At 73.5% G+C, this 20,012-nt stretch carries 14 protein-coding genes and 1 pseudogene; 11 read left to right on the plus strand and 4 right to left on the minus strand.

Translation table 11 applies throughout. From position 1 onward, the window contains the following. Positions 1 to 72: 72 nt before the first annotated feature. The 11 genes and pseudogenes from AB0D48_RS12385 (at position 73) to AB0D48_RS12435 (ending at position 16,585) form a co-directional block, all read left to right on the plus strand. Entirely contained in the window at positions 73 to 2,190 is a 2,118-nt protein-coding gene (locus AB0D48_RS12385) for an ATP-binding protein (RefSeq protein WP_362394233.1), read from the plus strand. A 158-nt stretch (positions 2,191 to 2,348) separates the two neighbouring features. After that, positions 2,349 to 3,929, plus strand: a complete 1,581-nt coding sequence (locus AB0D48_RS12390) for a PucR family transcriptional regulator (RefSeq protein WP_362394236.1) — start codon at positions 2,349 to 2,351, stop codon at positions 3,927 to 3,929. A 469-nt stretch (positions 3,930 to 4,398) separates the two neighbouring features. Further along, positions 4,399 to 5,844 carry an aldehyde dehydrogenase family protein gene (locus AB0D48_RS12395; protein WP_362394239.1) on the plus strand — a complete coding sequence of 482 codons (1,446 nt, stop codon included), beginning with the start codon at positions 4,399 to 4,401 and terminating at the stop codon, positions 5,842 to 5,844. 154 nt (positions 5,845 to 5,998) lie between these two features. Continuing rightward, positions 5,999 to 7,942, plus strand: coding sequence for an acyl-CoA dehydrogenase family protein (locus AB0D48_RS12400; protein WP_362394241.1), 1,944 nt, complete (start codon positions 5,999 to 6,001; stop codon positions 7,940 to 7,942). Positions 7,943 to 8,031: 89 nt separating this feature from the next. Further along, on the plus strand, positions 8,032 to 9,333 hold the full coding sequence (locus AB0D48_RS12405) for a hypothetical protein (RefSeq protein WP_362394244.1): 1,302 nt from the start codon (positions 8,032 to 8,034) through the stop codon (positions 9,331 to 9,333). Between the two features lie 20 nt (positions 9,334 to 9,353). Next, entirely contained in the window at positions 9,354 to 10,607 is a 1,254-nt protein-coding gene (dxr, locus tag AB0D48_RS12410; protein WP_362394246.1) for a 1-deoxy-D-xylulose-5-phosphate reductoisomerase, read from the plus strand. Further along, positions 10,604 to 11,905 (plus strand): annotated as a pseudogene (locus AB0D48_RS12415) (site-2 protease family protein). Before dxr ends, AB0D48_RS12415 begins: the two are co-directional and overlap by 4 nt. Before the next feature lie 176 nt (positions 11,906 to 12,081). Then, on the plus strand, positions 12,082 to 13,239 hold the full coding sequence (gene ispG, locus AB0D48_RS12420) for a flavodoxin-dependent (E)-4-hydroxy-3-methylbut-2-enyl-diphosphate synthase (protein WP_362394249.1): 1,158 nt from the start codon (positions 12,082 to 12,084) through the stop codon (positions 13,237 to 13,239). Positions 13,240 to 13,381: 142 nt separating this feature from the next. After that, positions 13,382 to 14,227 carry a GNAT family N-acetyltransferase gene (locus AB0D48_RS12425; RefSeq protein ID WP_362394252.1) on the plus strand — a complete coding sequence of 282 codons (846 nt, stop codon included), beginning with the start codon at positions 13,382 to 13,384 and terminating at the stop codon, positions 14,225 to 14,227. Between the two features lie 62 nt (positions 14,228 to 14,289). Next, the gene (locus tag AB0D48_RS12430) at positions 14,290 to 14,832 is read left to right on the plus strand and encodes a GNAT family N-acetyltransferase (protein ID WP_362394255.1); all 543 of its coding nucleotides are present in this window, start codon (positions 14,290 to 14,292) and stop codon (positions 14,830 to 14,832) included. A 58-nt stretch (positions 14,833 to 14,890) separates the two neighbouring features. Continuing rightward, on the plus strand, positions 14,891 to 16,585 hold the full coding sequence (locus AB0D48_RS12435) for a proline--tRNA ligase (protein WP_362394258.1): 1,695 nt from the start codon (positions 14,891 to 14,893) through the stop codon (positions 16,583 to 16,585). A 154-nt stretch (positions 16,586 to 16,739) separates the two neighbouring features. Here AB0D48_RS12435 and AB0D48_RS12440 read toward each other — a convergent pair whose 3' ends face one another. Genes AB0D48_RS12440 through AB0D48_RS12455 form a run of 4 tightly spaced genes read right to left on the minus strand, consistent with a single transcriptional unit; the run spans position 16,740 to position 19,917 of the window. Then, the gene (locus AB0D48_RS12440; protein WP_362394261.1) at positions 16,740 to 17,939 is read right to left on the minus strand and encodes an SPFH domain-containing protein; all 1,200 of its coding nucleotides are present in this window, start codon (positions 17,937 to 17,939) and stop codon (positions 16,740 to 16,742) included. A gap of 45 nt (positions 17,940 to 17,984) precedes the next feature. After that, positions 17,985 to 18,887 carry an aminoglycoside phosphotransferase family protein gene (locus tag AB0D48_RS12445; RefSeq protein ID WP_362394264.1) on the minus strand — a complete coding sequence of 301 codons (903 nt, stop codon included), beginning with the start codon at positions 18,885 to 18,887 and terminating at the stop codon, positions 17,985 to 17,987. Positions 18,888 to 18,931: 44 nt separating this feature from the next. Continuing rightward, on the minus strand, positions 18,932 to 19,372 hold the full coding sequence (locus AB0D48_RS12450; protein ID WP_362394266.1) for a ferritin-like domain-containing protein: 441 nt from the start codon (positions 19,370 to 19,372) through the stop codon (positions 18,932 to 18,934). Beyond that, positions 19,369 to 19,917: a hypothetical protein gene (locus AB0D48_RS12455; protein WP_362394269.1), complete on the minus strand. Its 549-nt coding sequence runs from the start codon at positions 19,915 to 19,917 to the stop codon at positions 19,369 to 19,371. The genes AB0D48_RS12450 and AB0D48_RS12455 overlap by 4 nt, the downstream gene beginning before the upstream one ends. Positions 19,918 to 20,012 lie beyond the last annotated feature (95 nt).

The following is a 20,012-nucleotide window of genomic DNA, read 5'->3' on the forward strand; positions in this document are numbered from 1 at the left end:
ACGGCCCCAACGCCCGGGCCGGGCACTAGATTGAGCGCCGCAGCGCACGGCACGGTCAGGGGGCAGGGGTTCATGGACACCGAGGGCACGTACGACGGTCAGGAGACCCGTTCGGGTCGTGTACCGCGACCCGCCGGCCCGCCCGCGCACCCCCCGGGCCTCCCGCCGAAGCCGTCCCACGCCCCGGCCGCCGGGCCGACGCTGGGGGACTGGCTGCGCTTCCCGCGCGCCTCCGACGGGCCGGGCGTCTGGACCTACGGGCACGTGCCGAGGGCCGCCGAGGAACCCGAGGTGACCCCGACCCGCCAGCTGGTCAGCGGAGCGCTGATCGCCCTGCTGGCCGGGCTGCTCCTGTGGTCGCTGCTGTGGAACGGCTACCTCGGCGGTTTCTGGCTCTGGCCCCTCTACATGTTCACGCCCGACTCCTGGGCGGGGACCCTCCCGTCCGTCGTGGCCTCGTACGTCTGGTACGCGCTGGTCGCCGTCACCCTGGCCATCGGCTTCGGGCGCCTCGGGCGGTGGCCCGAGCTGGGCCGCCGGGTGCTCGGCAGCCGCGCCGCCCGCGCCGTCCGCGCCGTACACGCCTCTGCTCCGGTCCGTCCCGAGGCCGGCGGCGCCGACGACCCCGCGAGGTGGCCGCAGTTGCGCGACGCCGGGCTCGGGGACGCGGCCGACCGGCTCGAAGGGGAGGCAGGGGCCGGGCGGATGAACGACGTGGACTACGCGCGGATCCGGCGGGCGTGGGATTCCGTGCGCGCCGACCCGTCCCGGCTGCGGGCGTTCGCCGAGGCCGTGCGCGACAAGGGCGCCGGGGCCTGCGTGCACCCGTCCGGGGCGCGGGACCTGCCCGTGCGCGCCGCCCGTCACGATCTGCTGGCCCGGCAGGTGCTGCTCGGCGCCGTCGAGGACGGCCCGCGCAACCCGTACGCCCGCCGCGGCACCTCGCTCGCGCTCGACCCCGAGGTCCTCGGGACCTCGCTGCTCGCCGTCGGGCCCTCCGGATCCGGCAAGACCGGCCGGCTGGTCCGGCCCGTCGTCGAGTCCCTCGCGCTGCAGGCGCTCGCCGGCCAGGCCGCCGTCGTCGCCGTCGGCGCGGCCGGAGCCCGGCTCGGGCCGGACGCCGCCTATGACGTCGTCGTCCGCGTCGGCGACCCCGCCTCCGTCTACGACCTCGACCTCTACGGCGGCACCACCGACCCCGACGAGGCCGCCACCCTGCTCGCCGAGGCCTTCGTCGGAGACGTACCGGGGATCGAGGTGCGCCGGGCCGCGACCGCCCTCGCCCAGCTGCTGGGGCCCTTCCGGGCCGCGCACGGCCGCTTCCCCGCCGTGCCCGAGCTGCGCGAGCTGCTCGAACAGGTGCCGGACGCCATCGGCGAGCTGCGCCGTGACCTGGCCGACGCCGGTCAGCACACGATGCTCCGCGAACTCGACGCGCGGGAGCGGCAGCACGGCGCCCCGGCCGATCCCGGGCCGGCCCTCGCCGACCGTGTGGCCCTGCTCGACCGCCCCGCCTTCGCGGGCTTCTTCGACACCACCGGCCAGGGCCGGCCGTTCTCGCTGCGCGCCCTCGAACACCCGATCCGCGTCCGCGTCGACCTCCCCGAGCGCGGGCACGCCGACGCCTCGCGGATGCTGGCCCGGCTGCTGCTCGCCCAGTTCAACGCCGCCGCGGCCGCCCGCACCGACCGGTCCCTCTTCGCCTTCCTCGCCTTCGACGACGCCTCGCACACCCTGACCCCGCAGACCGTCCGGGGCGTACAGCGGCTGCGCTCGGCGAACGCCGGAGTCCTGCTCACGCTGCGCTCGCTGGACGACGTACCGGAGGAGCTGCGGACCCCGCTGCTCGGCGCGGTCGGCTGCCGGATGGCCTTCTCCGGGGTCACCACCTGGGACGGCAAGCGGTTCGCCGAGACCTGGGGCACCGAATGGGTGGAGACGCGCGACGTCACGCACCGCACCGTCTTCGCCGACCAGCCGCTGACCCGGGCGATCCACGCGTTCCGCAAGCTCGTCACCGGCAAGGCCGTCACCACCGACGCGGTCACGGTGCGGCAGGTGGAACGGGAGCGGTGGTCCGCCTCGGACCTGGCGCACGACGTGCCGCCGGGGTACGCGGTGCTGTCGCTGACCTCGGTCCGGGGGGAGCGGGCGGCTCCGCTGCTGGTGCGGCTGGCCGGAACGGCCTGAGCCGCCGGAGCCGCCTGAACGGCCTGAACAGACCCGTACGAGGTGGCAGAATCGTGAGGAGCCGTTCATACGACACGGCGAAAAGTGGATGCGGCTCCTCTGCTGCCCTTCTGTCCTTCCCTTCCGCCGCCCCCTCCCGCTAAGGCCCCCGGTAACCGATGCCGCTCACCCTCGCCTCGCTCGTCCAGCACTCGGCCCTCAAGCTCAGCGTCCGGGCGGGGGAGGGCCGCCTCGACACCCCCGTGCGCTGGGCCCACGTCAGCGAGCTGGCCGACCCCGTTCCCTATATGGAGGGCGGGGAACTGCTCCTGATCACCGCGATGAAGCTCGACGCGGAGGATCCGGAGGAGATGGGCCGCTACGTACGCCGCCTCGTCGCGGCCGGGGTCGTCGGCATCGGCTTCGCGATCGGCGTGAACTACGAGGCGATCCCCGAGGCGCTGGTCGAGGCGGCGCGGACCGAGGACATGCCCCTGCTGGAGGTCCCGCGGCGGACCCCCTTCCTCGCCATCAGCAAGGCCGTATCCGCCGCGCTCGCGGCCGACCAGTACCGGGCCGTGACCGCCGGTTTCGAGGCGCAGCGGGAGCTGACGCGCGCCGCGCTGTCCGCCGACGGGCCCGCCGAGCTGCTGTCGAAGCTGGCCGCGCACGTACACGGCTGGGCCGCGCTGTACGACACCTCGGGCGCCGTCGTCGCGGCCGCCCCCGACTGGGCCGCCCGGCGCGCCGCCCGGCTCACCCCGGACGTGGAGCGGCTGCGGGAGCGGCCCGCGCCCGCCAGCGCCGTGGTCGGCGGCTCGGAGGACCGGGTCGAACTGCAGTCCCTGGGCACGGGACGGCGGGCGCGCGGCGCCCTCGCCGTCGGCACCGGGGCCCCGCTGGGCACGGCCGAGCGGTACGCGGTCCACTCCGCCGTCGCGCTCCTGACCCTCACCACCGAGCGCTCGCGCTCGCTGCACGATGCCGAGTCCCGGCTGGGGGCGGCGGTGCTGCGGATGCTGCTGGCGGGGGAGGCGGAGCACGCGCGGGCCGTGGCCGGTGACCTGTACGGCGCGCTGCTGGAGGCTCCGTTCCGGCTGATCGCGGCCGAGCCGGCGCTGCCGGGCACGGCGCAGCCGGAGGGCCTTGCCCTGCTGGCCGACACCGTGGAGTCGGCGGCCGCCCGCACCGGCGAGCCGCTGCTCGTGGTCCCCGAACAGGGCCGGCTCGTCGTCCTGGCCGCCGATGGGGGCTCGGCCGTACGGGCGTGCCTGGACCACGCGGAGGCCCTGGAGGCGCGGCGCGGCCGGGACGCTGCCGGTCCCGAGCCGGACGAACTCGTCGTCGGCCTGTCCGCGCCGGCCGGCCCGGGCGCCGTGGCGGCGGCCCTGAAACAGGCCGACCAAGCCCTGGCCGTGGCCCGGCGGCGGGGACGGCCGATGGTGGAGCACGAGGAAATGGCGGCGGGGTCGGTCCTGCCACTGCTGGCCGACGACGCCGTACGGGCCTTCGCGGACGGCACGCTGCGGGCGCTGCGGGAGCACGACGAGACGGGGCGCGGGGATCTGGTGGCCTCGTTGCAGGCCTGGCTCTCCCGGCACGGCCAGTGGGACGCGGCCGCCGCCGATCTCGGTGTGCACCGGCACACGCTGCGGTACCGGATGAAGCGGGTCGAGGAGATCCTCGGCCGCTCCCTGGACGACCCGGACGTCCGCATGGAGCTGTGGCTGGCCTTGAAGGCCTCTCCGACGCCGTCGTAGCGGGTGCCGATGCCGGGCCGGGGCCGGTGCCTGCGCAGGGGGATGCCGGGCCTGAGTGGGCCGGACCGGGCCGCTGCGCGGGGGCACCGGGGCTCTGCCCGGACCCGCGCCTCAAGCGCCGGCGGGGCTGGATTCGGCGGGGGTCACCCGGGCTCCGCCCGGACCCGCGCCTCAAGCGCCGGCGGGGCTGGAGTTGGCTGGCGCCGTCCGCCTGGCGGGGCAAGCGTCATTGCGCGCAGTGCCAGCCCCCTCCCGCCTGGGCGGGAGCGGGCCGTTCCCAGCCCCGCCGGCGTGTGAGGCGTGAAGTCCGGGCGGAGCCGCAGCAGCGGATCCGCAGGGTGCGACAGTGACAAACCGGCGAAGCGGGCCGCGCCGCCGCTCCACCCCGGCTAAACACCGAATCCACGGCCGAGTCCTACCGTGGAGGGGACAACGACCCACCGCACACACTCGAAGGGCCGGGATTCGCATGACTTCCACCCACGCCTTCTGGCTCGCCGGCCGCCAGGCCACCGGCGAGGACAGCTTCGGCGTCCACTCCCCGTGGGACGGCCGCCTGGTCGGCACGGTCAGCGTGCCCACCGACGCCCAGGTCGAAGAGGCCGTGGCCGCGGCGCACGCCGTGACGGCGGAGTTTTCCGCGACCCCCGCCCACGTGCGTGCCGCCGCCCTGGACCACGTGTCCAAGCGGCTCGCCGAGCGCACGGAGGAGATCGCCCAGCTGATCTCCGCCGAGAACGGCAAGCCCGTCAAGTGGGCCCGCGGTGAGGTCGGCCGTGCGGTGTCCGTGTTCCGCTTCGCCGCCGAAGAGGCCCGCCGCTTCAACGGCGGAGAGGCCCAGCGCCTCGACACCGACGCCGGTGGCGTCGGCCGCCTGGCGCTGACCCGCCGCTTCGTCAAGGGCCCGGTCCTCGGCATCGCGCCGTTCAACTTCCCGCTGAACCTGTGCGCCCACAAGGTGGCCCCGGCCATCGCCGTCGGTGCGCCGATCATCCTCAAGCCCGCCCCGGCCACGCCCCTCTCCGGGCTGATCCTGGGTGAGCTGCTCGCCGAGACCGACCTCCCGGCCGGCTCCTGGTCGGTCCTGCCGGTCGCGAACGAGAAGATGCCCGCCCTGGTCAAGGACGAGCGCCTCCCCGTCATCTCCTTCACCGGCTCCGACACCGTCGGCTACGCCATCCAGCAGTCGGTGCCCCACAAGCACTGCACGCTGGAGCTCGGCGGCAACGCCGCGGCCGTCGTCCTCGCCGACTGGGCCTCCGAGGCCGACCTCGACTGGGCCGCGACCCGTATCGCGACCTTCTCGAACTACCAGGCCGGCCAGTCCTGCATCTCGGTGCAGCGCGTGATCGCCGACGCCTCCGTGTACGACACCCTCGTCGAGAAGGTCGTCGCGAAGGTCCAGGCCCAGGTCACCGGTGACCCGTCCGACTCCGCCACCGACGTCGGCCCCCTCGTCTCCGAGGACGCCGCCAAGCGCGTCGAGTCCTGGGTCGACGAGGCCGTGTCCGCCGGAGCCAAGCTGCTCACCGGCGGCAAGCGCGAGGGTGCCTCGTACGAGCCCACCGTCCTCGCGGAGGTCCCGGCCGGCGTCAAGCTCGCCACCGAGGAGGTCTTCGGACCGGTGCTGACGCTGCAGAAGGTCGACGGCACCGACGAGGCCTTCGCCGCGGTGAACGACTCCAAGTTCGGTCTGCAGACCGGCGTCTTCACCCGCGACATCCAGACCGCGTTCCGCGCCCACCGCGAACTCGAGGTCGGCGGCGTGGTCGTCGGCGACGCGCCGTCCTACCGCGCCGACCAGATGCCGTACGGCGGCGTCAAGCAGTCCGGTGTCGGCCGCGAGGGTGTCCGCTACGCGATGGACGACTACACGTACGAGCGAGTCCTGGTCCTGACCGGCCTCGACATCTGATCCCGTACGGCCAAAAAGCCGACGGCCGGAGCCCACTGTGCGGGGGCTCCGGCCGTCCCCCTTTTCCCGAGGGCGTGAACGGGGTACGACTCACAGGTAGCACCGGCCGGTGATCCGGTGCCCACCCGACTCCGGCGGCGAGGTGAGCCCCCTCATGTCCGCAACACAACCGGCACAGCCCAAGGTGACCGAGCGCGAGGCACGGCAGGTCGCGGAAGCGGCCAGGGAACAGGACTGGCGCAAGCCCAGCTTCGCCAAGGAGCTCTTCCTCGGCCGGCTGCGGCTGGACCTGATCCACCCCCACCCGCTCCCCGCCGACGAGGACGTCCGGCGCGGCGAGGCCTTCCTGGCCAGGCTGCGGGCCTTCTGCGAGACGGAGATCGACGGCGCGCGCATCGAGCGCGAGGCGAAGATCCCCGACGAGACCGTGCGCGGGCTGAAAGAGCTCGGCGCCCTCGGCATGAAGATCGAACCCAAGTACGGCGGCCTCGGCCTCACCCAGGTCTATTACAACAAGGCGCTCGCCCTCGTCGGCTCCGTCAGCCCGGCCATCGGCGCCCTGCTCTCCGCCCACCAGTCCATCGGCGTCCCCCAGCCGCTGAAGATCTTCGGCACGCAGGAACAGAAGGACGCCTACCTGCCGCGCTGCGCCACCACCGCCATCAGCGCCTTCCTGCTCACCGAGCCGGACGTGGGCTCCGACCCGGCTCGCCTGGCCACCACGGCGGTCCCGGACGGCGAGGACGCCTACCTCCTCGACGGCGTGAAGCTGTGGACCACCAACGGGGTCGTGGCCGACCTCCTCGTGGTCATGGCCCGCGTCCCCAAGAGCGAGAACCACCGCGGCGGGATCACCGCCTTCGTCGTGGAGGCCGACTCGCCGGGGATCACCGTCGAGCACCGCAACGCGTTCATGGGCCTGCGCGGCCTGGAGAACGGAGTCACCCGCTTCCACCAGGTCAGGGTTCCCGCGGCCCAGCGCATCGGTGCCGAGGGCGCCGGCCTCAAGATCGCGCTGACCACCCTCAACACCGGCCGGCTGTCGCTGCCCGCCATGTGCGTCGGCGCCGGGAAGTGGTGTCTGAAGATCGCCCGTGAGTGGTCCGGCGTACGCGAGCAGTGGGGCCGCCCCGTCGCGAAGCACGAGGCCGTCGGCGCCAAGGTCTCCTTCATCGCCGCCACCACCTTCGCCCTCGAAGCGGTGGTCGACCTGGCCTCCCAGATGGCCGACGAGGACCGCAACGACATCCGCATCGAGGCGGCCCTCGCCAAGCTCTACGGTTCCGAGATGGCCTGCCTGATGGCCGACGAGCTGGTCCAGATCCGCGGCGGCCGCGGCTTCGAGACCGCCGAGTCCCTGGCCGCCCGAGGTGAGCGCGCCGTCCCCGCCGAGCAGATGCTCCGCGACCTGCGCATCAACCGGATCTTCGAGGGCTCGACCGAGATCATGCACCTGCTGATCGCCCGCGAGGCCGTCGATGCCCACCTGTCGGTCGCGGGCGACCTCATCGACCCCGAGAAGGCACTCGGCGACAAGGCGAAGGCGGGCGCCCGTGCCGCCGGGTTCTACGCCCGCTGGCTGCCGCAGCTGGCCACCGGCGCCGGCCAGGTCCCGGGCACCTACCGGGCCTTCCACCCGGCCGGCCACCCCGACCTCGCCACCCACCTGCGCTATGTGGAGCGCGGCGCCCGCAAACTCGCCCGCTCGACCTTCTACGCGATGTCGCGGTGGCAGGGCCGCATGGAGACCAAACAGAGCTTCCTCGGCCGGATCGTCGACATCGGCGCCGAACTCTTCGCGATGAGCGCGGCGTGCGTGCGCGCCGAGCACCTGCGCGCCACCGGGGAACACGGCCGCGAGGCGTACCAGCTCGCCGACGCCTTCTGCCGGCAGTCCCGGATCCGCGTCGAGGAGCTCTTCGGCCGCCTCTGGACCAACACCGACGACCTCGACCGCAAGGTCGTCGAGGGCGTCCTGACCGGCACCTACACCTGGCTGGAGGACGGCGTCATCGACCCCTCCGGCGACGGCCCCTGGATCGCCGACGCAGCCCCCGGCCCCTCGACTCGGGAAAACGTGCACCGTCCCATCCGCTGACCTGCGATCATCGCCGGACGTCGGACAGACGTACGAGGATGAGTACGAGTACCAGTACGCGTACGAGCACGGGCAAGGCGGAGACAGCGATGCCGACCGCGGAAGACCGCAACAGCCGACGGCTGGCCTGGTGCGTGGCGCACCTGCTGCGCCACGCACCGGACCACGTCGTCGTCGACCTGATCGGCCGGCTCGACGCGCCGACCCGCAAGTACCTGTGCCGCGACGAGTGGCTGTCGGCCTCGACCGTCACCCTGCTGCTGCGCCACGGCAGCGACGAGGACCGGCAGTTCGTCGCCCGCAACCCCCACGTCGTCGGACGGCCCCTGCCCGGGCTGCCCGGACCGGCGCGGTACGCGGCCCGCCCCGGCCCGTCACCGGAACTGCTGCGGGAGGTCGGGCCCGGGCCGTTCAGCACCGGCGAGCTGATCGCGCTGCTGCGCCGGCACGGCCGCCGGGTCCGGATCCCCCTCACCCTGCTGCGGATGCCGCACACGCCCCTCGACCCGGAGGCGCTGCTGCGCGAGCACGCCCGGGACCCGCTGCCGCCCACCGTGGTCGAGGCCCTGCTGCTGGTCGGCGGACTGCCCCGGAAGGTCTGCCAGGAGCTGCTCGACACCGACCGGTGGGACACGTCCGGACGACAGTGGTACCGGCCCGCCGTACGGGCCGTCCGCATGGGGCTGCTCACCTGCGACGAGCTCGTCGCCCATGTCGCCCCCGCGCACCGGACCCTGCTGCTCGCGCATCTCCCGGGCTCCAGCGGCCTGCGCTGGACCCTGCCCGAACGGGCGGGCATGCGGACGGCCGTCGCACGGGCGCTGCGGCCCCTGCGCGACGATCCCCGGCTGTGGGCGGAGCTGCTCCGCCATGCCCACACCTTCCGCGGCACCCTGCCGGTCCTCGTGGCGAGGACCGTCCGCGGGACCCTGGCCGAGCCGGCCGACGGACCACCCGTCCCCGGGCTCGTCGCGGCGGTCGGCCTCCTCGCTCCGAAGGCCGCCGAGCCCCTCGGGGGCGTGGAGCGCGAACTGGCCCTGGCGAGCCTCGCGGTGCCCGTGGACTCCGTCGAGGAGGACATCCGGTGGGTGCGGGACTGCCTGGCGCGCGGGCTGCTCACCGGTGAGGACGTGATCCGGCACAAGGCGCCCGCCTGCTGGGCCCTGGACGAGGACCACTGGCTCGGCGACGTGGACCACCCCGACCGGCACGACCGGCCCGAGGCCGTGCTCGCCGCCCGGGCCGAGGCGGACCGGCTCTTCGCGCTGGCCCTCGGCGCCGATCCGGACGCCTGGTGGCGCGTCGCCGTCACGCTCCCGGACTTCGCCGGAACGCTTCCGCACCTTCTCCTGCGGGTCACGGAAGGGGGCTCCGTGTCGGGCCGCTCCTGACTTCCGGCAACAATGGGGGCATGAGCGACCGCCCAGCCCCCCTCGCCGATCCGCACCTCCTCTTCGACCCCGCGGCCGGCCCCCGGGACATCGTCATCCTCGGGTCCACCGGGTCCATCGGCACCCAGGCCATCGACCTCGCCCTGCGCAACCCGGACCGGTTCCGGGTGACCGCGCTGTCCGCCGCCGGCGGGCGGGTCGGGCTGCTGGCCGAGCAGGCCCGGCTGCTGCGGGTCAGGACGGTGGCCGTGGCCCGCGAGGACGTCGTACCGGCCCTGAAAGAGGCGCTGAGCGCCCAGTACGGCGCGTCCGAGGCGCTGCCCGAGATCCTGGCCGGCCCCGACGCGGCGGCCGTGCTCGCCGCCTCGGAGTGCCACACCGTCCTCAACGGCATCACGGGTTCCATCGGCCTCGCGCCCACCCTCGCCGCCCTGCGGGCGGGCCGGACCCTGGCCCTGGCCAACAAGGAGTCGCTGATCGTCGGCGGCCCGCTGGTCAAGGCCCTCGCGAAGCCCGGCCAGATCATCCCCGTGGACTCCGAGCACGCGGCGCTGTTCCAGGCGCTCGCCGCCGGCACCCGGGCCGACGTGCGCAAGCTCGTGGTCACCGCCTCCGGCGGGCCCTTCCGCGGCCGCACCCGCGAGGAGCTGGCAGGGGTCACCGTCAAGGACGCGCTCGCGCACCCCACCTGGGCCATGGGCCCGGTGATCACGGTGAACAGCGCCACCCTCGTCAACAAGGGGCTGGAGGTCATCGAGGCCCACCTGCTCTACGACATCCCCTTCGACCGCATCGAGGTCGTGGTCCATCCGCAGTCCTACGTGCACTCGATGGTCGAGTTCACGGACGGCTCCACGCTCGCCCAGGCCACCCCGCCGGACATGCGCGGCCCCATCGCGATCGGCCTCGGCTGGCCCCAGCGGGTCCCGGACGCGGCCCCCGCCTTCGACTGGACCAAGGCGTCCACCTGGGAGTTCTTCCCCCTGGACACCGAGGCCTTCCCCTCGGTGGGCCTCGCCCGGCACGTGGGCACCCTCGGCGGCACCGCCCCCGCCGTGTTCAACGCGGCCAACGAGGAGTGCGTAGAGGCGTTCCTGGCAGGTCGGCTGCCGTTCACGGCAATCATGGATACCGTCTCTGCCGTGGTCGATGAGCACGGGACACCGGAGTCGGGAACTTCCCTGACGGTCCAGGACGTCCTTGAAGCTGAAGCCTGGGCCAGGGCCCGGGCGCGGGAGATGGCGGCTCGGGCCGCCGTGGAGGCGGGCGCATGACACTACTGATGACGGTGCTCGGGGTCGTGATCTTCGCGTTCGGCCTGCTGGTCTCCATCGCGTGGCACGAGCTGGGGCACCTCTCCACCGCCAAGCTGTTCGGCATCCGGGTGCCGCAGTACATGGTGGGCTTCGGGCCGACCATCTGGTCGCGGAGGAAGGGCGAGACCGAGTACGGGATCAAGGCCATCCCGATGGGCGGCTACATCCGCATGATCGGGATGTTCCCGCCCGGCGAGGACGGCAAGGTCACCGCCCGCTCGACCTCGCCGTTCCGGTCGATGATCGAGGACGCGCGCTCGGCGGCGTACGAGGAGCTCCAGCCCGGCGACGAGAGCCGGCTCTTCTACACGCGCAAGCCGTGGAAGCGCGTGATCGTGATGTTCGCCGGCCCGTTCATGAACCTGGTCCTGGCCGTGGCGATCTTCCTCACCACCCTGATGACCTTCGGGCTGAACACCCAGACCACGTCGGTCGCCACGGTTTCGGACTGCGTCATCCAGCAGAGCGAGAAGCGCGACAAGTGCGCACCCGGGGACCCGGCCGCCCCCGCCAAGGCGGCGGGCCTGAAGGCGGGCGACAAGATCGTCGCCTTCAACGGCCGGCCGGTCGAGGATTAGTCCGCCCTGCAGAAGGACATCCGCGCCACCGTCGGCCCCGCCGTCATCACCGTCGAGCGGGTCGGCCAGCGGATCGACCTGAAGGCGAACCTGATCGAGAACAAGGTCGCCAAGACGGACGGCCACGGCAACTACGTCAAGGACCAGTACGTCACCGCGGGCTTCCTCGGCTTCGCCCCCGCCTCCGGTTACGTCCCGCAGTCCTTCGGCCAGTCCGTCGACCGCATGGGCGACATGATGCAGAGCGGCGTGGAGTCGCTGATCGCCCTGCCCTCCAAGGTCCCGGACCTGTGGGACGCAGCCTTCAACGGGGCCGAGCGCAAGCAGGACAGTCCGATGGGCGTCGTCGGCGCCGCGCGGGTCAGCGGTGAGATCTTCACCCTCGACATCCCCGCCCAGCACCAGCTGGTGTTCTTCCTCAACCTGCTGGCCGGCTTCAACCTCTCGCTGTTCCTGTTCAACATGCTGCCGCTGCTCCCGCTCGACGGCGGGCACATCGCCGGCGCCCTGTGGGAGTCGGTCCGGCGCGCCGTGGCACGGGTCTTCCGGCGCCCCGACCCCGGCCCCTTCGACGTGGCCAAGCTGATGCCCGTCGCCTACGTGGTGGCGGGGCTGTTCATCTGCTTCACGCTGCTGGTGATGGTGGCGGACGTGGTGAACCCGATCAAGATCACCTAGCGGCCGCAGGGCCGTGGAGGACCGGACCGGGAGCCGGGCACGCATCGTGCCCGGCTCCCTGCGTTCGGGTGGCGGACCCCCTCGGATGCGTGGAGCGCGCGGGGTTTGGCGTAATCTCGAAGCCTGGAGCCCGCCGATCTCGGGACCTTGATCCACACCTTGGGGTTGCACAGCAGATGACTGCCATCTCTCTCGGAATGCCGGCCGTGCCGACGAAGCTTGCCGACCGCAGGGTCAGCCGCAAGATCCAGGTCGGGTCGGTGGCCGTCGGCGGCGACGCGCCCATCTCGGTGCAGTCGATGACCACGACCCGGACCTCCGACGTCGGTGCCACGCTCCAGCAGATCGCCGAGCTGACCGCCGCCGGCTGCAACATCGTCCGCGTGGCCTGCCCGACCCAGGACGACGCCGACGCCCTCGCCGTCATCGCGAAGAAATCGCAGATCCCGGTCATCGCGGACATCCACTTCCAGCCGAAGTACGTGTTCGCCGCGATCGACGCCGGCTGCGCCGCCGTCCGTGTGAACCCGGGCAACATCAAGCAGTTCGACGACAAGGTCAAGGAGATCGCGTACGCCGCCAAGGCCGCGGGCACCCCGATCCGGATCGGCGTCAACGCGGGCTCCCTCGACGCGCGGCTGCTGAAGAAGTACGGCAAGGCCACCCCCGAGGCGCTGGTCGAGTCCGCCCTGTGGGAGGCCTCCCTCTTCGAGGAGCACGGCTTCGGCGACATCAAGATCTCGGTCAAGCACAACGACCCGGTCGTCATGGTCAACGCCTACCGCCAGCTGGCCGCCGCCTGTGACTACCCGCTCCACCTCGGCGTCACCGAGGCCGGCCCCGCCTTCCAGGGCACCATCAAGTCCGCCGTCGCCTTCGGTGCGCTGCTCTCCGAGGGCATCGGAGACACCATCCGCGTCTCCCTCTCCGCCCCGCCGGTCGAGGAGGTCAAGGTCGGCAACCAGATCCTGGAGTCGCTGAACCTCAAGCCGCGCCGCCTGGAGATCGTCTCCTGCCCGTCCTGCGGGCGGGCCCAGGTGGACGTCTACAAGCTGGCCGAGGAGGTCACGGCGGGCCTGGAGGGCATGGAGGTCCCGCTGCGCGTCGCTGTCATGGGCTGCGTCGTCAACGGCCCCGGCGAGGCCCGCGAGGCCGACCTCGGCGTCGCCTCCGGCAACGGCAAGGGCCAGATCTTCGTGAAGGGCGAGGTCATCAAGACCGTCCCCGAGTCCAAGATCGTGGAGACCCTCATCGAAGAGGCGATGAAGATCGCCGAGCAGATGGAGAAGGACGGCGTGATGTCGGGCGAGCCGACGGTCGCCATCGGCGTCTGACGCCCGCGAAATTCCGCCCCCGGCCCCGTTCCCGCAGCTCGCGGGCCGGGGACGGGGCTTTTTCGTGACCTGGGGGACCGGGCATCCTCCGGTCGCGGCGGGTACAGTGCGGAGATCAGCAGACTTGCACGGTGAGGCCCCAGTGTTGACGCAGACCACCACCCGGGTCCTTGAGCCCAGTGATCTCGACGCCGCCCTCGAAGTCCTCGGACGCGAGCCGGTCGAGAACGCCTTCGTCACCTCCCGGGTCCAGGTCGCCGGACTCGACCCCTGGCGGCTCGGCGGCGAGATGTGGGGCTGGTACGCCGACGGCGAGCTCCGCTCCCTCTGCTACGCCGGCGCGAACCTGGTCCCCGTCTGCGCCGGACCCGACGCCGTGCGCGCCTTCGCCGACCGAGCCCGCCGCACGGGCCGCCGCTGCTCGTCCATCGTCGGCCCCTCCGAGGCCACCCGGCTGCTGTGGCGGCTCCTGGAGCCCAGCTGGGGACCGGCCCGCGACGTGCGCTCCCACCAGCCCCTCATGGTCATCGAGTCCCCGTCCACCACGGTCGAGGCCGACCCGCTGGTCCGCCGGGTCCGCAAGGACGAGATGGACCTGATCATGCCCGCCTGCGTGGCCATGTTCACCGAGGAGGTCGGCATCTCGCCGATGGCCGGCGACGGCGGGCTGCTCTACCAGGCCAGGGTCGCCGAACTCGTCGGCAGCGGCCGTTCCTTCGCCCGTGTCGAGGACGGCAGGATCGTCTTCAAGGCGGAGATCGGTGCCGCCACCTCCCGCGCCTGCCAGATCCAGGGCGTGTGGGTGGACCCCGAGTTCCGCGGCCGCGGCCACTCGGAGACCGGGATGGCCGCCGTCGTCGCCCACGCGCTGCGGGACGTGGCACCCGTGGTCAGCCTCTACGTCAACGACTTCAACGCCGCCGCCCGGGCCTCGTACCGCCGGGTCGGCTTCCGCGAGGTCGGCGCCTTCACGAGCGTGCTGTTCTGAATCCGTACCCGACCTTGTCAACGGCATACCGGCACGCCCCTACCGCGCAGTAAGGTCGCCGCATGCTGCCTTCCGGACTCCGCATCGGCCCCCTCGACCTCGCCGCCCGCGTGGACGAGGCCCTGCGCGTGCAGGCCGTCGCCTTCGGCCTCAGCGAGGAGGAGGTCGGCATCCGGCGCTACATCGTCCAGCGCCACATGGCCTGCCGCGGCGCCCGCGCCCTCGGGGCCTTCGCCGAGGACGGCGCGCTCACCGGCTTCGTCTACGGCATGCCGAACGACCGGACGCACTGGTGGTCCACGGTCGTAGAGCCCTACCTCCGGGCCGGCGGCCACGACGACTGGCTCGACGACTCCTTCGTGATCACCGAGCTGCACGTCCACCCCGGATTCCAGGGCCACGGCGTCGGCCGCGCGCTGATCACCGGCATCACCGACAGCGCCGCCGAGCCGCGCTCGATCCTCTCCGCCATCGACACCGACAGCCCCGCCCGCGGGCTCTACCGGGCCCTCGGCTACAAGGACCTCGCCCGCCAGGTCCACTTCCCGAGCGCGAGCCTCCCGTACGCCGTCATGGGCGCCGCGCTGCCCCTGCTGAGGCCCTGAGGAACCGCTGCCGGAATCCGGTTTCCGCCGCCAGCACGGCCGCCGGTAACCTCCGGGCATGTCTACGCAACACGTGCAGCGCATGTCCCGCCTCATGGCCAAGACCCTCCGCGAGGACCCGGCCGACGCGGAAACCCTCAGCCACCGGATGCTGGTCCGCGCCGGATACGTCCGGCGCAGCTCGGCCGGGGTGTGGACGTGGCTGCCGCTCGGCAAGCGGGTCCTGGACAACGTCTCGCGCGTCGTCCGCGAGGAGATGGACGCGATCGGGGCGCAGGAGGTGCTGCTCCCGGCGCTGCTGCCGAAGGAGCCGTACGAGGTCAGCGGGCGCTGGTCGGAGTACGGGGACCTGCTGTTCCGGCTCAAGGACCGCAAGGGCGCGGACTACCTGCTCGGCCCGACCCACGAGGAGATCTTCACCCTGGTGGTGAAGGACCAGTGCACCTCGTACAAGGACCTGCCGGTCATGCTGTACCAGATCCAGACCAAGTACCGCGACGAGGCGCGGCCCCGGTCCGGGGTGCTGCGCGGGCGCGAGTTCCAGATGAAGGACTCGTACTCCTTCGACGTCTCCGACGAGGGTCTGGCGGAGTCGTACGCCCTCCACCGCGCCGCGTACCAGCGCATCTTCACGCGCCTCGGCCTGGACCACCGGATCGTATCGGCGGTGTCGGGGGCGATGGGCGGTTCGGCGTCCGAGGAGTTCCTGGCCCCGGCGGAGGCGGGCGAGGACACCTTCGTGGACTGCCCGTCCTGCGACTACGCCGCCAACACCGAGGCCGTCACCTTCCCCCTCGCCCCGGTGTCCGCGCAGCACCCGGCGCTGGAGGAGGTGGACACCCCGGACACCCCGACCATCGAGACCCTGGCCGCGCAGCTGGAGGTGCCCGCCTCGGCGACCCTGAAGAACCTCCTGGTGAAGATCGACGGCGAGATCGTGGCGGTCGGCGTGCCCGGAGACCGCGAGGTGGACCTCGGCAAGCTCGGCGAACACCTGGCCCCGGCGGTGGTGGAGCTGGTGACGGCCGAGGACTTCGTGGACCGGCCCGACCTCGTACGCGGCTACGTGGGCCCGCAGGGCCTGGACAAGGTCCGCTACCTGGCCGACCCGCGGGTGGCGCCGGGCACGGCCTGGGTCACCGGGGCCAACCGGGCCGACACCCACGCGCGCAACGTGGTCTGCGGCCGGGACTTCGAGGTGGACCAGTACCTGGACGTGGTCGTCGTGCAAGCGGGCGACCCCTGCCCGAACTGTGGTGCCGGTCTCCGGCTCGACCGGGCGATCGAGATCGGCCACATCTTCCAGCTGGGCCGCAAGTACGCGGACGCGTTCGGGCTGGACGTGCTGGGCCGTGAGGGCAAGCCGGTGCGGGTCACGATGGGCTCGTACGGCATCGGGGTTTCCCGCGCGGTGGCCGCGCTGGCCGAGCAGACGGCGGACGAGCGCGGGCTGTGCTGGCCGGCGGCCGTGGCCCCGGCCGATGTCCACGTGGTGGCGGCGGGCAAGGCCGGGCCGCTGGCGCTGGCCGAGCAGGCGGCGGAGGCGCTGGCCTCCGCGGGTCTGCGCGTCCTGCTGGACGACCGCCCGGGCCTTTCCCCGGGCGTGAAGCTCACGGACGCCGAGCTGATCGGCGTCCCGTGGATCCTGGTCGCGGGCCGTCGCTCGGCGGAGTCGGTGGTCGAACTCCAGCACCGCGCCACGGGCACCCGCGAGGAACTCCCCCTCCCCGAAGCCTTGGCCCGCCTGACGTAACCCCGGCCCACCCCTGGGGCTCCGCCCCGGCCCCGCGCCTCAAACGCCGGGCATCAGCCGAATCCAGCCTCGCCGGCGTATGAGGCGCGGGTCCGGGCGGAGCCCGGTTCGTGAAGGGGCGGGGTGGGGGAAGGCTCCGCGCAGCGGCCGCCGCCTAGCCGCACGGTTCGTCCAGGCCCGCCGGGGGCGGCGGCGCACCGTCCAGGGACAGGCCGCCGCCCGGGCCGGTTACCGCCCGGGGCGCCGTGGCGTCCCCCGGGGGCGCCGGCGAACCGTTCAGAGACAGGCCCGGGGCCGGGCCGGTCACCGGCCGGGAGGCCGCGGCGTCGCTCTGCGACGGGCCGTCGACCGGGCCGGTTGCCGCCCCGGGGGGCGAGGCGTCGTCCGGGGACGGGGCTTCGGACAGGCTCGGGGCTTCGGACAGGCTCGGTTCCGGCGTCGCGGCGGAGGCGGAAGCCGGGGCTTCGGACAGGCTCGGTTCCGGGGCCGCCGCAGGGGCGGGAGCGTCCGGCGCGGGACCCGGCACGGCCTCGGCCGGAGGGCCCGGCGGGGGGCCGGAGACGGCCGGGGGCGGGGCTTCGCCCGTGGCCGGCGCCGGAGCCGCGCGTTCCAGGAAGCGCAGCAGTTCCACCGGGAACGGCAGGACCAGCGTCGAGTTCTTCTCGGCGGCCACGGCCACCACCGTCTGCAGCAGGCGCAGCTGCAGCGCCGCCGGCTGCTCCGACATGACCTCCGCTGCCTCGGCCAGCTTGTGCGATGCCTGGAGCTCCGCGTCCGCGTTGATCACACGGGCCCGCCGCTCCCGGTCCGCCTCCGCCTGCCGGGCCATCGACCGCTTCATCGTCTCCGGCAGGGACACGTCCTTGATCTCGACCCGGTCGATCTGCACGCCCCAGCCCACCGCCGGACTGTCGATCATCAGTTCCAGGCCCTGGTTGAGCATCTCCCGGTTGGACAGCAGATCGTCCAGGTCCGACTTGCCGATGATCGACCTGAGCGAGGTCTGCGCCATCTGTGAGACGGCGAAGCGGTAGTCCTCCACCTCCACGATCGCGTTCGCCGGGTCGACGACCTTGAAGTACACGACCGCGTCCACCCGCACCGTGACGTTGTCCCGCGTGATGCCCTCCTGAGCCGGCACCGGCAGCGTCACGATCTGCATGTTCACCTTGTGGATCCGGTCGATCACGGGAACGATCATCGCGAAGCCGGGCGGCCGTATCTCGTCGCGCAGCCTGCCGAAGCGGAAGACCAGGCCCCGCTCGTACTGCTTCACCACCCGGGCCGCGGCGCCCATGTAGACCGCGACGCCCACACCGGCGGCGATCGCCGCTGTCAGCAGTTCTTCGACCATGACGGCCCCCTGCCGGACGTACCTGTCTCTACTAAACGGTATGCCCTACAGCCAGGCCGCGAACTCCAGCAGCAGCTCCGCGTCCCGGCGGCGCCCGGCGGCCAGCGCCCGGTTCCCCGACTCCACCGCGCGGAACACCGACCAGCCCCGCAGCCGGTCCCGGTCCACCTCCAGGACGTCGGCCAGTTTGTTCACCCGGCGCCGGGCGCCCGCCGGCCCCGCCGAGGTGGCCATCTGGTCTTCCAGCCGGTCCCGGACCAGCCGCGCCAGGTCGTACGCGCGCTCGCCGACCAGCGGGTCGGGGCCCACCGTCAGCCACGGGGCGCGCTCGCCGCCGAGGACCTTGCCCTGCCGGAAGTTCCCGTGCAGCAGCAGTTCCTCCGGCGGGGCCGCGACCAGCTCGTCGCGCATCGCCAGCGCCGAGTCGGCCAGCGCCTTGATCTCCGCCGGGGCCGCCCGCAGCGCCACCGACTGCTGCTCCGACCGCTCCGCCACCGTCTCCCAGAAGTGCCCGGCGGGCGGCGCCACCCACAGCCTGCGCAGCGTGCCGCTGGCCTCCAGCAGCGCCTTGGCCTCCGGCAGCGACCGCAGCGAGACCTCCGGGTGCAGCCGCTCCAGCAGCAGCGCCCCGTCCTCCTCGTGGTGCCGGGAGTCGAGGACCCGTACGGCCCCGAAACCGCCCCAGTGCGCCAGCGCGGCCAGCTCCCGGTCGGGCCGGGCGTGCGGGGGCGCCAGTTTCAGGGCGGCCGGGGTCCCGTCGGCGTACCGGACGAGGACGACCAGGCTGCTGCGGCCGCCGGGAGCCTGCACCCGTTGGGGCTGTACCCCACGCCGTTCCAGCGCGGCCTCGGTGAGCCGGGGCAACTGCCGCAGCCAGTCCGCGTCCTGCGCCGATTCCGGCATCTCGCCGAGCGCCCGTACAAGCCGCTGCGGCGGTTCGAAAGCCATGCGTGCGTGGTCCCTTTCAGCTGTGCTGGGCCCGTTGTGCCACTTCAGCGCTTTTCCGTGAGCCCAGGGAAGGCTACGCCGACACCACGCCAGCGTGCCGCGCGGACGGCCGCCGCGCTCAGCGCGTCGGCCGCCATGCGGCGCAGCGGGCCCTCCGCCGCCCGCACCAGGTCGGAGTACGCGCCCGCCACCCGGTCCTCGATGTCGGCGGCCAGCCGTTCGGCGTCGGCGGGGGTGCGCACCTCGAACGGCAGGGCGTACGCCGCCTCCGCGGGGCGGGGCGCGCCGCCCAGCTCCCGCACGGTCCGGGCGAGGGCGTCGCGCCGCGCGAGGTGGCCGCCGTACGCCTCGCGGGCCTCCGTCGAGCGGCCCCCGGTGGTCCGGGCGCCGATCACCCCGTAGCCGTACGCGGCCGCGTGCTCGGCGGCCAGTGCGGCCTGCGCCGCCTCCAGGGCCCGGCCGGCGGGGGAGGGTTCGGGGGTCACGACGTGGCTCCGGGGGTCGAGGTCAGCAGGTACGCGTGTACGGCGCCGCAGGCGGCCACCGAGGCCAGCAGCCGGGCCAGTTCCCCCGGCGCCCCTGCCAGGTCGATGGTCCGGGCCTCCGACAGGCTGCGTTCCGCGTCCGCCAGGGCGGTCAGGGCCTCGGCGGGGTTCGGCGGCACCGGCTCGCCGCCCGGCGCGGGAGCGGCCGCCCCCGTACCGCCGGACGGGGACGAGGAGACGGCCGGCGACGGCGAGCCCGCGGATACGGGGGCCAGCGCCGCGGCGTGCGCGGCGACCGCGGTGCGCAGCGGGGCGAGCCGCTCCGCGAGGGCGGGATGGGCGGCGCCGGTGGCGTCGTAACGTTCCAGCAGTCGCGCACTGTCACGAACAGCCGCTTCCCGCATCCGCTGTTCGAGTGAAATCCCGGCATCGGTGCCGGGCGAACCGGTGCCGGAGCACCCGCTGAGCAGCGCGGCGCCGGCCGCGCCGGCGCCTCCGACGAGCAGGCTCCTGCGCGAGGGTCTCGATGGCGGAGTCCAGGGCACGGGCGACGTCCTCGGGGGTGATGGCGGGGCAGGGTGTGATCACGGTACCCGGGGCCCCGTCCACAGGGCGGACGGCAACACCCTCCGCGACCGGA

This window comes from Streptomyces sp. NPDC048269 (assembly GCF_040652395.1).
GTDB lineage: Bacteria > Actinomycetota > Actinomycetes > Streptomycetales > Streptomycetaceae > Streptomyces.

Coding starts and splice junctions, on each gene's coding strand:
- AB0D48_RS12385 (WP_362394233.1), top strand. CDS start 73: ATGGACACCGAGGGCACGTACGACGGTCAGGAGACCCGTTCGGGTCGT.
- AB0D48_RS12390 (WP_362394236.1), top strand. CDS start 2,349: ATGCCGCTCACCCTCGCCTCGCTCGTCCAGCACTCGGCCCTCAAGCTC.
- AB0D48_RS12395 (WP_362394239.1), top strand. CDS start 4,399: ATGACTTCCACCCACGCCTTCTGGCTCGCCGGCCGCCAGGCCACCGGC.
- AB0D48_RS12400 (WP_362394241.1), top strand. CDS start 5,999: ATGTCCGCAACACAACCGGCACAGCCCAAGGTGACCGAGCGCGAGGCA.
- AB0D48_RS12405 (WP_362394244.1), top strand. CDS start 8,032: ATGCCGACCGCGGAAGACCGCAACAGCCGACGGCTGGCCTGGTGCGTG.
- dxr (WP_362394246.1), top strand. CDS start 9,354: ATGAGCGACCGCCCAGCCCCCCTCGCCGATCCGCACCTCCTCTTCGAC.
- ispG (WP_362394249.1), top strand. CDS start 12,082: ATGACTGCCATCTCTCTCGGAATGCCGGCCGTGCCGACGAAGCTTGCC.
- AB0D48_RS12430 (WP_362394255.1), top strand. CDS start 14,290: ATGCTGCCTTCCGGACTCCGCATCGGCCCCCTCGACCTCGCCGCCCGC.
- AB0D48_RS12435 (WP_362394258.1), top strand. CDS start 14,891: ATGTCTACGCAACACGTGCAGCGCATGTCCCGCCTCATGGCCAAGACC.
- AB0D48_RS12440 (WP_362394261.1), bottom strand. CDS start 17,939: ATGGTCGAAGAACTGCTGACAGCGGCGATCGCCGCCGGTGTGGGCGTC.
- AB0D48_RS12445 (WP_362394264.1), bottom strand. CDS start 18,887: ATGGCTTTCGAACCGCCGCAGCGGCTTGTACGGGCGCTCGGCGAGATG.